Origin of the sequence: Rhodobacter viridis, assembly GCF_003217355.1 — a bacterium.
GTDB classification, from domain to species: domain Bacteria; phylum Pseudomonadota; class Alphaproteobacteria; order Rhodobacterales; family Rhodobacteraceae; genus Rhodobacter; species Rhodobacter viridis.
On record NZ_QJTK01000002.1, the window covers coordinates 239,422 to 253,075 of the forward strand.

The window sequence follows — 13,654 nt, forward strand, 5'->3', positions numbered from 1 at the left end:
TTCTGCGAGCGTGTTCGTTCTTGTCGCCGCCTGCGCCTCCGTGGCGTCGGCCGAAACGCAATTTCAGCTGCAGCTTTCCGCACCCGACCCGGCGCTGGCGAAGACGCTGGAACAGGCCTCGCTCTCGCGCAGCACCGCGAGCAACAAGGAGTCGGATGCGCAGGGTCTGTTCGGCGCCGCCCGGGCGGATTACGCCCGGCTGGTCAGCGCGCTTTATGACGAGGGGCGCTATGGCGGCTCGGTCTCGATCCTGATCGACGGGCGTGAGGCGGCGGGCATCGCGCCGATGGATGCTCCCGAGCGCATCGATCGGATCGAGATCACGGTCGATCCCGGCCCGGTGTTCCGGTTTTCGCAAGCCGCGATTGGGCCGCTCGATCCGGCGACGAAACTGCCCGCAACCTTCCGTCTGTCCGAGGTGGCGCGGTCGTCGGTCATCATCGAAGCGGCCGGGAACGGCGTTTCCGCCTGGCGCGATGCCGGCCATGCCAAGGCCTCGGTCGCCCGGCAGTCGATCAGCGCCGATCACCGCAAGCAGGAGCTGGCCGCCGATATCGCGCTGGATCCCGGTCCCCTGACCTGGTTCGGCACGCTGCACATGACCGGGAACGAGCGGCTGCGTAACGCGCGTCTGGCCAAGATCGCGGGCTATCCCACGGGCGAAGTCTTTTCGCCTGCCGCGCTGGAAGAGGTTCGCAACCGTCTGCGCCGCACCGGCATCTTCAGCGCCGTGACCCTGACCGAGGCAGAGACCCTGCGCGACGGCAAGCTTCTCGATGGCGAGCTGACCGTGGTCGAGGCAAAGCTGCGTCGGCTCGGGTTCGGCGCCGAGGTGTCGACCTCGGACGGGGCCACGATCTCGGGCTATTGGCTGCATCGCAACCTGATGGGCGGTGGCGAGAAACTGCGGCTTGATGCCGAGGTCTCGGGCATAGGGATGAACAGTGGCGGCACCGACTACAGTTTCGGCGCAAGGCTTGATCGCCCTGCCACTTTCTCGCCTGATACCGCCGCCTATCTGAAGACCGAAATCGCCCGCGCGCATGAAGATGATTACACCCTGAGCGGCTATGGGCTCAGCTTCGGGCTGAGCCATATCTTCAACGCGAAACTCTCGGCCGAGGCCGGGATCGGCTATGAATGGGCGAAGATCGAGGATGACGCCGGCGAGCTGATCTATCGGCAGATGACCTTCCCGATGTCGGCCACCTGGGAAAACCGCAACGTGCCGACCGATCCGACTCGCGGCACCTATGCCAAGATCGATCTGATGCCTTTCTACGGGCTTGGCACCACCGGCTCCGGCGCGCGGCTGCAGGGCGACCTGCGCGCCTATCGCGGCTTTGGCGCGAACGACCGCTTCGTGCTCGCCGGGCGGGCGCAGATCGGCGGCGTTTTCGGCTCTGATCTGGCGGAAACGCCGCGCGATTACCTGTTCTATTCGGGCGGCGGCGGCACCGTGCGCGGCCAGCCCTATCAGGCGCTTGGCGTGACCGAGCTGGAGGGCGGCACGTTGCATACGGGCGGCACCCGCTTCGTCGGCCTTTCCGCGGAATTGCGCGCGGGCGTCACCGAAAAGATCGGTGTCGTGGCCTTCTACGATGCGGGCTACATCAGCGCCTCGGATTTCTTCGGTCGCGGCGGCGACTGGCATTCCGGCGCGGGCCTTGGCGTGCGCTACAAGACGCCGATTGGCCCGATCCGGCTTGATATCGCCGCCCCGGTCGATGGCGACACGGGCGACGGCCCGCAACTTTACCTTGGCATAGGGCAGGCGTTCTGATGCGGTGGTTGCTTCTTCCCCTGGTCCTGCTTCCGCTTCCCGCTTTGGCGCAGGAGGCCGATCAAGCCCAGACCGAGCGTGACCGCTCCTATCTGACCGGTCTGATCGAGGACAACCTCTCCGGGGCCGGGCGCGAGATCCGGCTCGAGGGGTTCAAAGGCGCGCTGTCCTCGCGCGCCAGTTTCGACATGCTGACGATCGCCGATGACCAGGGCGTCTGGCTGACCCTGCGCAATGGTGCGATGAGCTGGGATCGCGCGGCGCTGCTTCTGGGCAAGGTCTCGGTCGAGGAGCTTTCGGCGGCCGAGATCGACCTGCCGCGCCTGCCCGTCACGCCGCCGCAGGAAACCGCGCCCGAGGCGAAACCCTTTGCTTTGCCGAAGCTGCCGGTCTCGGTCGATATCGGCTCTGTGAAGGCGCAAAAGGTGGTTCTGGGCGAAGCCGTTCTGGGGCAGGCGGCCGAGTTTCAGCTCGATGGTTCGTTGCGGCTGTCGGGGGGGGAAGGCGAAACCGACCTCACCGCGACCCGCACCGATGGCCCGAAAGGACGGCTGGCGCTGAAGGCCAGTTATGCCGAAGACAGCGGTGCGCTGCTTCTGGATCTGCTCGTGACCGAGGCGCAGGACGGCATCGCCTCGGGGCTGATCGGCCTGCCGGGGCGGCCCTCGCTGACGCTGTCGATGAGCGGGCTGGGCACGGTCGAGGATTTCAAGGCCGATGTGCTTCTGGGCACGGCCGGGGTGTCGCGGATCACCGGGACGGTGGCGCTGAAGGGCAAGGACGGCACGCAGGGTTTCGAGGCAAGCCTTGGCGGCGATGTCGCGGATCTGCTGCCGCCGGAATATCGCAGTTTCTTCGGCCCCGCGGCGCGGCTTGATCTGGCGGGGGCGCGCAGTGCAACCGGCATGCTGCGGCTGAGCAAGCTCGATCTGCAGGGGCAGGCGGTCAGTTTGAACGGTGCGCTTGATCTGCGCCCCGATGGCCTGCCGGACCGCTTCGATCTGTCTGCAAAACTTGGGCTCGAAAGCGGCGAGCCGGTGATTTTGCCGCTCTCCGGCGCACCGGTCAGCCTGCGCAGCGGGCAGCTGAAGCTCGGCTATGACCGCGCAAAAAGCGAGGGCTGGAGCCTTGTCGCCGATCTTTCGGGGTTGAGCCGCGAAGCCGATACGCTCTACCGGCTCAGCCTGTCGGGCTCGGGCCGGATCGGGCCGCAGACGGTGGGCGGGGCGCTGAACCTGATCGCGACCGGGCTTGCGCCCTCCGACAAGGCGCTGGCCGAGGCGCTGGGACCCTTTGCCTCGGGCAAGTTGCAGTTCTTCTGGCAAAAGGGGCACAATCTGACGGTGCCCAACCTGACCCTTGGCACGCGCGACTTCACCACGCGCGGTCGCTTTACGCTCGGCGATGATCTGGCGGTTTCGGGGCATTTCGAGGCTGACCACCGCAAGCTTGCGAGCCTCTCCACGCTGGCCGGTCGGGCGCTTTCTGGCTCTGTTTCGGCCGATCTTGACGGAACCTACGTGCTGTCGAGCGGCGCCTTCGATGCGGCGGCCAAGGTTGATGCCACCGATCTGCATCTTGATCAGGCGCAGGCCGATGCGCTTTTGGCCGGGCAGGCGCAGATCAGTCTGTCGGCCAAGCGCGATGACAAGGGCTTCACCCTGCGCGACCTTTCCGCCGATGCCGGAGGGGCGTCGCTGCGGGCTTCGGGCGTTCTGAACAGCGCAGAAAGCACGCTCTCGGCCCGGCTTGAGGCGCAAAATCTCGGGCGTCTTGGCGCGGGCTATGGTGGCGCCCTCGGGTTTGATGCGAAGCTGACCGGGCCCCTCAATGCGCGGGCGCTGTCGGTCACCGGCAGTGGCAAGAACATGGCCTTGCCACAGTCCGATCTGAACCGGATTCTGGCAGGACAGAGCCAATTTGCCCTCACGCTGCGGCAAGCGAATGGCAGCTTCCATCTGGCCGATCTGACCCTGTCGACGCCGCAGCTTTCCGCCCCGGCGAAGCCGCGCAAGGATCAGCCGAAGGTTTTCGATCTGTCCACCAAACTTTCGAACGTTGCCCTGCTGGCGCCCGGTTTCCCGGGACCGCTCGCGGTGTCGGGCAGTCTGACCGATCAGGGCAATCGCTACGGGCTGGATCTGCGCGGCACCGGGCCGGGCGGCACGCAGGCGACGGTCAAGGGCAGTGTGGCCGTCGATGGATCGACAGTCGATCTGGCGATTTCCGGTCGGGCCGAGACGGCGCTTGCGAACAGTTTCCTCGAGCCGCAATCGATCCGCGGCCCGCTGACCTTCGATCTGGCGCTGAAGGGGGCGCCGGGGCTTTCGGCGCTGTCCGGGCAGATCATGGCCTCGAACCTGCGCCTTGCCGCGCCCACTTTGGGGCAGGCGCTGAGCGATGTCGATCTGCAGGCGAAGCTGGCGAATGGCACGGCGCAACTTTCGGGTCAGGCGAGTTTCGCGGGTGGCGGCACGCTGGATCTTTCGGGGCCGGTCGGGCTGACAGGGCCTTTCCCGGCGAAACTGGCGCTGGTGTTGGACCGCGCCCGTCTGCGCGACCCCGAGCTTTACGACACCCGCGTCAGCGGCAAGCTGGCGATCAATGGCGGGCTGACCGGCGCGTTGCGGATTGGCGGCGCCCTGACGCTTGAGGAAACCGAGTTGCGGATTCCGGCTGGCGGTCTTGGCGGGGCCGGATCGATTCCCGCGATCACGCATCTGGGCGAGCCTGCGAAGGTGCATCAGACCCGCGTGCGGGCCGGGCTGATCGAGACGGCCAAGGCGGCGAAAGGCGGCAGCAGCGCGATCGGGCTCGATGTGACAGTCTCGGCGCCGCAGCAGATTTTCGTCCGTGGCCGTGGGCTGGATGCCGAGCTGGGCGGGCAGCTGCGCGTCACCGGCACCACCGCCAACATCGTTCCGGTCGGTCAGTTCAGCCTGATCCGGGGTCGGCTTGACGTGCTGGGCAAGCGCTTCGATCTGACCGATGGCCAAGTCGCGCTGCAAGGCGCGTTGGTGCCCTGGGTGATGTTCAAGGCGACGACCTCGCAAGACGATCTTGACATCAGCCTGACGCTGGAGGGCGAGGCGACCGAGCCGACGCTCACCATCGCCTCCTCGCCCGAACTGCCCGAAGAAGAGGTTCTGGCGCGGCTTCTGTTCGACAAGGGGCTGACGAACCTCTCGCCCCTGCAGGCGGCGCAGCTGGCTTCGGCGGTGGCGACCCTGGCCGGCAAGGGCGGCGATGGCATCGTCTCGAAGCTGCGGCAGGGCTTTGGTCTTGATGATCTCGATGTCGGCACCGACGACAGCGGCAATGCCACGGTGAAAGCGGGCAAATATCTGGCAAAGAACGTCTATTCCGACGTGTCGGTGGACAGTTCCGGTCAGGCCGAGGTGACGCTGAACCTTGATATCACCAAGCAGATCACCGCCAAGGCCTCGGTCGGCTCGGCGGGGGACAGCTCGCTTGGGGTCTTTTACGAAAAGGACTATTGAGCTGCGGTGCGGGCGATCCAGTCTCGGAATGCCACCAGCGCGGGCGAGGGGGTGACGCCCTCCGGCCAGACCAGATAATAGGCGCCGACGCCCGAGACCGGCTCGCCCGGGGTGCGGATCAACCGCCCCTCGGCGATTTCGGGCAGCGCCAGAAACTCGGGCAAAAGCGCGATGCCGACGCCATGCGCGGCCGCCTGCATCATCGGGGCGAATTGGTCGAACATGATCCCGCGCGTGGCGGGCGCCTGCAGCCCATGATGGGCGAACCAGGCCGTCCAGGCATTCGGACGCGATTCCAGCTGCAACAGAGACTGGTCGAGCAGATCCTCGGGGCTTCGCATCGGATGGGCGCAGGCGAAATCTTCGGAACAGGCGGCGATGATGCGTTCCTCGAACAGCAGCATGTGTTCGGCATCGGGCCAGTGCCGCACGCCGAAATGGATCGCGGCGTCAAAGGTCTCGGTCGCGAAATCGAAGGGCCGCAGCCGCGTGCCCAGGTTCAGCGTCACGCCGGGGTTTTCCGCCAGAAAGCTTGCCAGCCGCGGCGCCAGCCAGCGCGTGCCGAAGGTCGGCAGAATCGCAAGGTTCAAGACCCCGCCACCCGGATTGGCGCGCAGCCCCAGCGAGGCCCGCGCGATCAGCTCCAGCGCCTTGCGCACGTCGCGGGCATAGGCCTGCGCGGCCTCGGTCGGCATCAGCCGCCGCCCCTCGCGTCGGAAAAGTTGCACGCCCAGCTGCCCTTCAAGGTTCTGCACCAGACGACTGACCGCCCCTTGCGTCAGCGACAACTCCCGCGCGGCGGCGGCGGTCGAGCCGAGCCGACAGACCGCCTCGAAGGCGGCCAGCAGCGAGACCGAGGGAATGTAGCGTCTGGGCAGGGTCATGTATGTGCTCCGTGCATCGACATAAGCCGGAATAGCGGTAGATTAGCGTATTTTCCTCGCGCATAAAGCATCGAACGCATGGAGGACCAGATGGCCCTGAAACCCAAGGATGCCCCCGATCTTGCCCGGTTTGACTGGGATGACCCGCTGCGCCTGAACGGCCAGCTGACCGAAGAGGAACGGATGCTGCGCGATGCGGCCCGGGCCTATGCGCAGGAAAAGCTGCAACCGCGGGTGATCCGCGCCTTTGCCGAGGAAGAAACCGATCCCGCCATCTTCCGCGAGATGGGCGAGATGGGCCTTCTGGGCGTGACCATCCCCGAGGAATACGGCGGGCTTGGCGCCTCTTATGTGGCCTATGGTCTGGTGGCGCGGGAAATCGAACGGGTCGATAGCGGCTATCGCTCGATGATGTCGGTGCAATCTTCGCTCGTCATGTATCCGATCTATGCCTATGGCACCGAGGAGCAGCGGCGGAAATATCTGCCGAAGCTTGCCTCGGGCGAATGGATCGGCTGTTTCGGTCTGACCGAGCCTGACGCCGGTTCGGACCCGGCCAGCCTGAAGACCGTCGCGAAGAAGACAGCCAATGGCTATGTGCTGACCGGCTCGAAGATGTGGATCTCGAACGCGCCGATCGCGGATGTCTTTGTCGTCTGGGCGAAATCCGAGGCGCATGGCGGCAAGATCAAGGGTTTTGTGCTGGAAAAGGGTCTGAAAGGGCTCTCGGCGCCGAAGATCGCGGGCAAGCTGTCGCTGCGGGCTTCGATCACCGGCGAGATCGTGATGGACGGGGTCGAGGTTGGCGAGGACGCGCTTCTGCCGGGCGTCGAGGGGCTGAAGGGGCCGTTTGGCTGTCTGAACCGGGCGCGGTACGGCATTGCCTGGGGCGTGATGGGCGCGGCCGAGTTCTGCTTCCATGCGGCGCGGCAATACGGGCTCGATCGCAAGCAGTTCAACAAGCCGTTGGCGCAGACGCAGCTTTACCAGCTGAAACTGGCCAATATGCTGACCGACATCACGCTGGGTCTGCAGGCCTGTTTGCAGGTCGGGCGGCTGATGGATGACGCCAATGCCGCGCCCGAGATGATCTCGCTGATCAAGCGCAACAACTGCGGCAAGGCACTGGAGGCGGCCCGTCATGCGCGCGACATGCATGGCGGCAACGGGATTTCGGAATCGTTCCAGGTGATCCGCCACATGGTGAACCTTGAAACGGTGAACACCTACGAGGGCACGCATGATGTGCATGCGCTGATCCTTGGGCGCGCCGTGACCGGGCTTCAGGCGTTCTTCTGAATCCGGTGCCGTTCGGCCAGTTCGGCGTTCATCGCAGCGCCGAACAAAACCGAAAATGCGCCGAGATAGAGCCACATCAGAAGCGCGATCACCGCCCCCAGCGAGCCGTAAACCTTGTTGTAGGTGCCGAAATTCGCAAGATAGGTGGTGAGGCCGATCGAGGCCCCGCCCCAGACCAGTGTCGCCACCACCGCGCCCAGCGAAAACATCGGATCGCGGCGCACCGGGCGATAGGGGGCGAAGCGGTACAGCACGCCCAGCACCGTCAGCATCAACAGCACCATCGCGATCCAGGGCAGGCCCGAGAGCAGGACGGTTGTCACCGCGTGAAAGGGCAGAAAATTCGCCACGATCGGAATCGCGACGATCGTGGCCATCGCCGCCAGCATCACGCCGACCAGCGCCACCGTCATCAGATAGCCGAAGAGGAAGCCGAAGATCGTGTTGCGCGGCACCGATCCGTGGATCACGTTCAGACCCTGCACCAGCGCATCGACCCCGGCGCGGGCGGAAAACAGCGCGAAAAGCACCGACACCAGCGTCCCCCAGCCGATCACCCCGCGCGGACCGGCCAGCAGCATGCTGACCTGCGCATCCAATATCGCATAGGCCTCGGGCGGGATGAAATTCTGCGCCACCTCCAGATAGGTGCGGATCACCACCGGATCGGCGACCGTGCTCCAGATCGAGATCGTCGCGGTCAGGCCCGGAAAGACCGCCAGCATGGCATAGAACGCCACCCCGGCCGAGATCAGGAAAATGTTGGTCTGGGACAGCCTGTCCCGCAAGCCAAAGATGAACCGCATGGTGCCTCCGGCTTTACCATCGCCGATTGCGACGCGGGGCACAACTTGCGCGACGATCCGGGCTGTGGTCTTCTGACGCAGTCTGGAGGACATGATGACCTATACCCCCGCCGAAAACCGCTATTCCCGAATGATTTACCGCAAATGCGGGGCCTCGGGGCTGAAACTGCCCGCGATCTCGCTGGGCCTGTGGCACAACTTCGGCCACGACACGCCGCATTCGGTGAAGCAGGCGATCTGCCGGACCGCCTTTGATCTTGGCATCACCCATTTCGATCTGGCGAACAACTATGGCCCGCCCCCCGGCTCCGCCGAGGAGGCCTTCGGGCAGATCCTGAAAACCGATTTCGCCGGGCTGCGGGACGAACTGATCATCTCCTCGAAAGCCGGTTATGACATGTGGCCGGGGCCCTATGGCGAATGGGGCAGCCGGAAATATCTGATCGCCTCCTGCGACCAGTCGCTGAAGCGGATGGGGCTCGACTATGTCGACATCTTCTATTCGCACCGCTTCGACCCCGAAACGCCGCTCGAGGAAACCATGGGCGCGCTCGAGCAGATCTGGCGCTCGGGCAAGGCGCTTTATGTGGGGATTTCGTCGTACAATTCCGAGCGCACCCGCGAGGCCGCGGCGATCCTGCGCGCGATGGGCGTGCCGTTGCTGATCCATCAGCCGAGCTACAACATGCTCAACCGCTGGATCGAGCGCGACGGTCTGGTCGAGACGCTTGCCGATCTGGGTGTCGGCTCGATCGCCTTCACGCCGCTGGCGCAGGGTCTGCTGAGCTCGAAATACCTCAAGGGCATTCCCGAAGGGGCACGCGCGGGGCAGGGCAAGTCGCTGGATCCCGGCACGCTGACGCCGCAGGCGCTCGACAAGATCCGCGCGCTGAACGCGATTGCCGAGCGGCGCGGGCAGACCTTGGCGCAGATGGCTGTGGCCTGGGTGCTGCGCGGCGGCATCACCTCGGCGCTGATCGGGGCCTCGAAACCCGAACAGGTGGTGGATTGCGTGGCCGCGCTGGGCAATCTGTCCTTCAGCCCCGAAGAATTGACCGAGATTGACCTTCACGCACAGGACGAGGCCATCAACCTATGGGCAAGATCGTCAGAGAACCGCTGAAACAGGCTCTGTTCTGGCTGCTTTCGGGGGGGGCGGCGCTGGCCGCCGACCTGCCTGCGCCGCTGAGCGATGCCGATTACACCCCGGTCAACATGGCCGAGGTCACGCTTGGCCGGGATCTGTTCTACGATCCGATCCTTTCGGGCAATCGCAACACCTCTTGCGCCACCTGTCACCATCCGCGCTTTGGCACGGGCGACGGGCTGAGCCTTGGTCTGGGCGAAGGCGCGGTGGGTCTTGGGCCGGATCGGCACATCACCGAAACGAACGTGCCCGAACAGCGCATTCCCCGCAACGCCCCCGCGATCTTCAATCTCGGCGCGAAGCAGGTCAAGGTTCTGTTCCATGACGGAAGGATCGAGGTCGATCCCAGTCGCCCCTCGGGTCTGCGCACGCCGATGGAAGACGAGATGGTGAGCGGTTTCGCCTCGATCCTGTCGGCGCAGACGATGTTTCCGGTGCTCTCGCCCGACGAGATGGCCGGGCATTACAACGAGAACGAGATTTCCAAGGCGGTACGGGAAGGCTTCATCACCGGGCCGGATGGCGCCTGGGCGCGGATCTCGGCGCGGGTGGCGGGCATCCCGGCCTATCAGGCCGCGTTCGAGAAAGCCTATCCCGAGATTGCCGCCGGGCGGCCGATCGCCTTCACCGACATCTCGAACGCGATCGCGCAATTCGTCGCCTTCGAGTGGCGCTCGGACGACAGTCCCTTCGATGCTGTCTTGCGAAAACAGGCTCTGTTTCAGCCGGAAGCGGCGAATGGGGCGGATCTTTTCTATGGGTCGGCGGGCTGTTCTACCTGCCATTCCGGGCCGCTTCTGACCGATCATGCTTTCCATGCGATGGGCGAGCCGCAGCTCGGCCCCGGCAAGGCGGAACGGTTCGAGCGCCATTCGCGCGACGAAGGCCGGTATCGGGTGACGAACAACCCGACCGATATTTTCGCTTTCCGCACGCCAAGCCTGCGGAATGTCGCGCAGACCGGGCCCTGGGGCCATGCGGGCAGCCACAAGGATCTGGCGGCTTTCGTCACCGATCATGCCCGTCGCGGCGATCAACTGGCAAGCTATGACCGGGCCGAAGCAGTGCTACCTGCGTTGCCGAAGACGAAACCGGACTGGAAGATCCTCGACAATCCCGAGGAAGTGGCGGCGATCAAGGCGGCGGCCGTTGCCCCCGTTGCGCTGACGCCCGATCAGGTCACGCAGATTGTGGCGTTTCTGAACACGCTCTCTGATCCCGTCGCGCTGAAGGGGCGGTTGGGCGTGCCCGACACCGTCCCAAGCGGTCTGCCGGTTGATCGTTAACGGCGGATCTCGGTCAGCCCGTTGACCGTGACGGGCTGCCAATCCCCCGCCGTGCCGTCGGGCCAGATCACCCGCACCTGTGCCGACGTCTCGGACCCCAGCCCGAAATGCAGCGGCCCTGCCTTGCCCCCGGCATGGCCACCGCCCACGGTGATCTCCTGTGATTTCACGCCCGCAGCGGTTTTCACCTCGACCCAGGCGCCGACGGCATGCAGGTTTGGCGCAGTCTGAACAGGCTCTATTTCAGCCCAATTCCCGGTCTGCACCGTCGCATTGCGCAAAAGCTCCATCGGCGCGCGACGGTTCATCACCACCAGATCGAGACGCCCGTCGCCATTCAGATCGGCCAGGGCCGCACCGCGCGAGCGTTCCCGTGTTGCCATCCCGGCCTTGTCCGCCGCCTCGTGGAATTTGCCATCCGCCCCCTGCATCAGCAGGTTGTTCGGATCATGCGAGGCCAGCCCCGGCATCTGATCGACATTGCCCTTGGAGATGAACAGATCATCCCGCCCATCGTTATCGATATCGCCGAATTCCGGGTGCCATCCGGTCGAGGGGCGACCGTCATCACCGATGAAAGGCCGCTGCGCGAAGGTTCCAAGACTGTAGGGCGCATCCTCGAAATGGTCGCCCTTGTTGATCTGCAACAGCTGATCGCCCATCGAGGTCATCATCACCTCGGGCAAGCCGTCGCCGGTGATGTCACGGCTGGCGATTCCCATGCCCCAAAGCGAGACATGCTCCCAATCCGCGCGCTCGGCCAGCGGGTTCAGGCGGAACATCTGTTCATAGCCGCCGCGGACGTAATAATGCCGGTCGTTCGACAGCCGCAGCTCCGGTGTGCCCTTGCGTTGCCAGTCGGAGATCAGTGCGGAGAGCGTGCAATAGCCGGGTGAAATCGTCTCTGTTTCAGCATAAACCCGGCCCTTCGGACGGAAGAGCGCGCTATAATCGCAGGCCATGAAAGGGCCATCCGGGTTCTGCCGATCGACATAATTGCCAAAGAAGAGGGTCGGGAACGCCTGCCCCTTTTCCCAGGTCGCGGTGAAGGAGGTGGTCCAGTCATCCCGTGTCGGCAGGCCCCATTCTGCTGTCGCGTCCTCGAACCGGCAATCACCCAGACCGCGCAGAAGCAGATTCGGACCGGCCCGCAGCACCGCGAGGTCCATCTGCCCGTCCGAATCGATGTCGAGGGGATAGGCCCCGGTCACATGGCGCAGATCGGCCAAGGCCCCCGCGTCGAACCGAAGCGCACCACCCTTGTCCGAGGCATTCACGAACAGCGCCGCCGGGTTTTCGCCCCCTGCGGCAAACAGATCCGGCCGCCGGTCACCGTTGCAGTCAAGGACCGCAACCCCTCCGCCAACGAAATGCTCCCACCCGCCCGCATAGATCTGGCTGTGCGGCAGGCCTGCGGCGTCATCGACAAAAAGCGGCTCTGCACCGGCGGGAAAGGCGTTGGCAGGAAAGGCGATCAGGCAGAGCAGAACCCGTTTCATTGCGCGGCCATCTCCCGCGTTGTGCCCAAGAGTTGCTCGGTCAGTTCATGCAGCGCCAAAGCCGCCGCCCCATGCGCCCAGAGCAGATCGCCCCAGGCATGGGTCTCGATCCGCGGCCCGTCGCGGCCGGTGTCGAGCATCATCTCGTGCATCTCGGCCAGGGTTTCGGTGGCATAAAGGTAGTCATAGCGCATCCGCTGGCCCGAGAGGATGATCAGCGCCGGATCGAACAGATTGACGATGTTCGACAGCCCCACCGCCAGATACCGACCCGCCCGGCGAAAGATCGAGCGCGCGGCGGCATTGCCCGCCTTGGCATGATCGAACAGGCTTTCCAGCATCACGCCGACCGGCTGGGTTTCCCCAAGCGGCAGGTTCAACGCCGTCCTTGCCTCGCGCACCAGCGCATAGTCGGCGACGTAAGCCTCGAGGCAACCGCGCTGCCCGCAGCGGCACAGCGCGCCATCAAGCTGCACCTTGGTATGGCCCAACTCCATCCCCATGCCGCGCGAGCCGCGATAGATGCGGTGGTTGATCACAAAGCCCATGCCCAGACCGTGTTCGATGGTGACGACGGCGAAATCCGACAGTTTGCGCCCGGCGCCGAACCACAGCTCGGCCAGCGTCACCAGATTGGCGTCGTTGTCGATGAAGACGGTCAGGCCGAGCTTTTCGCGCAGGGCCGTCTGCAGCCCGACATGACGATCGGAGAGGACGGGCGACCAATGCACCACCCCGGCCTCGGAATCGACGAAGCCCGGAACGCCAAGGCCGAGCGCCAGAATTGCCTCGCGCTCGACGCCGCCCTTGGCGCAGACGCGGTTCAAAAGCCGCTCGGCCGCTTCCAAAATCCCGTCGATCCCCATCGCGCCGGGGCTGCGCGGGATCGCCTCGCCCGCGATCAGATTGCCCGCGAAATCGACCAGAACTGCCGTGTGTTCGCGATCGGAAAGCTTGATCCCCACCACATGGCGGGTGTTCGGGCTGACCCGCAAGGCCACGGCAGGGCGACCGCGACCGCCTTCGCCGTCACGGGTCGTCTGCACTTCTTCAAGCAGCCCGGCCTCGATCAGTTCCGAGGTGATGGTGGTGACCGAGGCGGGGCTGATGCAGAGCTCCTTGGCCAGCTGCACCCGGGCGATCTGACCGGCTGCGCGCACGCGCTCGAAGATCTGCTGCCGCAGCGAGCGGGCGGTTTCCGACAAGGGCTGAATCAGAGGGCCGCAGCCGAGAGAGGCCTTTCCGATCTGGGAGATCTTCTTCATCGCGGCATCTTTCGTTCAATGGATTAACAAAACGACGCGGCGTCAACGCGATGCAGCGACCTGTATTGCCGCGACGCAGCGTTTTCTTGCCGTTTTGTTGGTCGGTTTCATTCTTGCGCCCCATTTTTATTTTGACAACTAAAATTATTAGACTCATCCTCTTGCCATCCCGGCGAATCTGTCGG

General features: G+C 64.9%; 9 protein-coding genes. 5 read left to right on the plus strand and 4 right to left on the minus strand.

What is annotated here, in order from left to right; translation table 11 throughout:
- Positions 1-10: 10 nt before the first annotated feature.
- Both C8J30_RS04405 and C8J30_RS04410 read left to right on the plus strand, forming a co-directional pair.
- Complete coding sequence (locus C8J30_RS04405; protein ID WP_245909707.1) at positions 11-1,783, plus strand: autotransporter assembly complex protein TamA; 1,773 nt, start codon at positions 11-13, stop codon at positions 1,781-1,783.
- Positions 1,783-5,283 (plus strand): translocation/assembly module TamB domain-containing protein, encoded by a 3,501-nt coding sequence (locus C8J30_RS04410; RefSeq protein ID WP_110804510.1) that lies wholly within the window; start codon positions 1,783-1,785, stop codon positions 5,281-5,283. Before C8J30_RS04405 ends, C8J30_RS04410 begins: the two co-directional genes overlap by 1 nt.
- On the opposite strand, the gene C8J30_RS04415 is transcribed toward C8J30_RS04410, so the two are convergent.
- Complete coding sequence (locus C8J30_RS04415) at positions 5,277-6,167, minus strand: LysR family transcriptional regulator (RefSeq protein ID WP_110804511.1); 891 nt, start codon at positions 6,165-6,167, stop codon at positions 5,277-5,279. The genes C8J30_RS04410 and C8J30_RS04415 overlap by 7 nt on opposite strands.
- Before the next feature lie 78 nt (positions 6,168-6,245).
- On the opposite strand from C8J30_RS04415, the gene C8J30_RS04420 reads away from it, so the two are divergent.
- Positions 6,246-7,466, plus strand: coding sequence for an acyl-CoA dehydrogenase (locus tag C8J30_RS04420; protein ID WP_110804512.1), 1,221 nt, complete (start codon positions 6,246-6,248; stop codon positions 7,464-7,466).
- On the opposite strand, the gene C8J30_RS04425 is transcribed toward C8J30_RS04420, so the two are convergent.
- Entirely contained in the window at positions 7,451-8,272 is an 822-nt protein-coding gene (locus C8J30_RS04425; protein WP_181420770.1) for a YihY/virulence factor BrkB family protein, read from the minus strand. The genes C8J30_RS04420 and C8J30_RS04425 overlap by 16 nt on opposite strands.
- Positions 8,273-8,366: 94 nt before the next feature.
- Between C8J30_RS04425 and mgrA the strand changes: the two genes are divergently transcribed.
- Together mgrA and C8J30_RS04435 are read left to right on the plus strand one after the other, a co-directional pair.
- Positions 8,367-9,395, plus strand: coding sequence for an L-glyceraldehyde 3-phosphate reductase (gene mgrA, locus C8J30_RS04430; RefSeq protein ID WP_110804713.1), 1,029 nt, complete (start codon positions 8,367-8,369; stop codon positions 9,393-9,395).
- Positions 9,368-10,705 carry a cytochrome-c peroxidase gene (locus C8J30_RS04435; RefSeq protein WP_110804514.1) on the plus strand — a complete coding sequence of 446 codons (1,338 nt, stop codon included), beginning with the start codon at positions 9,368-9,370 and terminating at the stop codon, positions 10,703-10,705. The genes mgrA and C8J30_RS04435 overlap by 28 nt, the downstream gene beginning before the upstream one ends.
- On the opposite strand, the gene C8J30_RS04440 is transcribed toward C8J30_RS04435, so the two are convergent.
- Positions 10,702-12,204 carry a CRTAC1 family protein gene (locus tag C8J30_RS04440; RefSeq protein ID WP_110804515.1) on the minus strand — a complete coding sequence of 501 codons (1,503 nt, stop codon included), beginning with the start codon at positions 12,202-12,204 and terminating at the stop codon, positions 10,702-10,704. The genes C8J30_RS04435 and C8J30_RS04440 overlap by 4 nt on opposite strands.
- Positions 12,201-13,469, minus strand: a complete 1,269-nt coding sequence (locus C8J30_RS04445; protein WP_110804516.1) for an ROK family transcriptional regulator — start codon at positions 13,467-13,469, stop codon at positions 12,201-12,203. The genes C8J30_RS04440 and C8J30_RS04445 overlap by 4 nt, the downstream gene beginning before the upstream one ends.
- Between the last annotated feature and the right edge of the window lie 185 nt (positions 13,470-13,654).

What these genes read in the sequence shown, in the direction of transcription:
- C8J30_RS04410 (WP_110804510.1), top strand. Translation starts at nt 1,783, where the DNA reads ATGCGGTGGTTGCTTCTTCCCCTGGTCCTGCTTCCGCTTCCCGCTTTG.
- C8J30_RS04415 (WP_110804511.1), bottom strand. Translation starts at nt 6,167, where the DNA reads ATGACCCTGCCCAGACGCTACATTCCCTCGGTCTCGCTGCTGGCCGCC.
- C8J30_RS04420 (WP_110804512.1), top strand. Translation starts at nt 6,246, where the DNA reads ATGGAGGACCAGATGGCCCTGAAACCCAAGGATGCCCCCGATCTTGCC.
- C8J30_RS04425 (WP_181420770.1), bottom strand. Translation starts at nt 8,272, where the DNA reads ATGCGGTTCATCTTTGGCTTGCGGGACAGGCTGTCCCAGACCAACATT.
- mgrA (WP_110804713.1), top strand. Translation starts at nt 8,367, where the DNA reads ATGACCTATACCCCCGCCGAAAACCGCTATTCCCGAATGATTTACCGC.
- C8J30_RS04435 (WP_110804514.1), top strand. Translation starts at nt 9,368, where the DNA reads ATGGGCAAGATCGTCAGAGAACCGCTGAAACAGGCTCTGTTCTGGCTG.
- C8J30_RS04440 (WP_110804515.1), bottom strand. Translation starts at nt 12,204, where the DNA reads ATGAAACGGGTTCTGCTCTGCCTGATCGCCTTTCCTGCCAACGCCTTT.
- C8J30_RS04445 (WP_110804516.1), bottom strand. Translation starts at nt 13,469, where the DNA reads ATGAAGAAGATCTCCCAGATCGGAAAGGCCTCTCTCGGCTGCGGCCCT.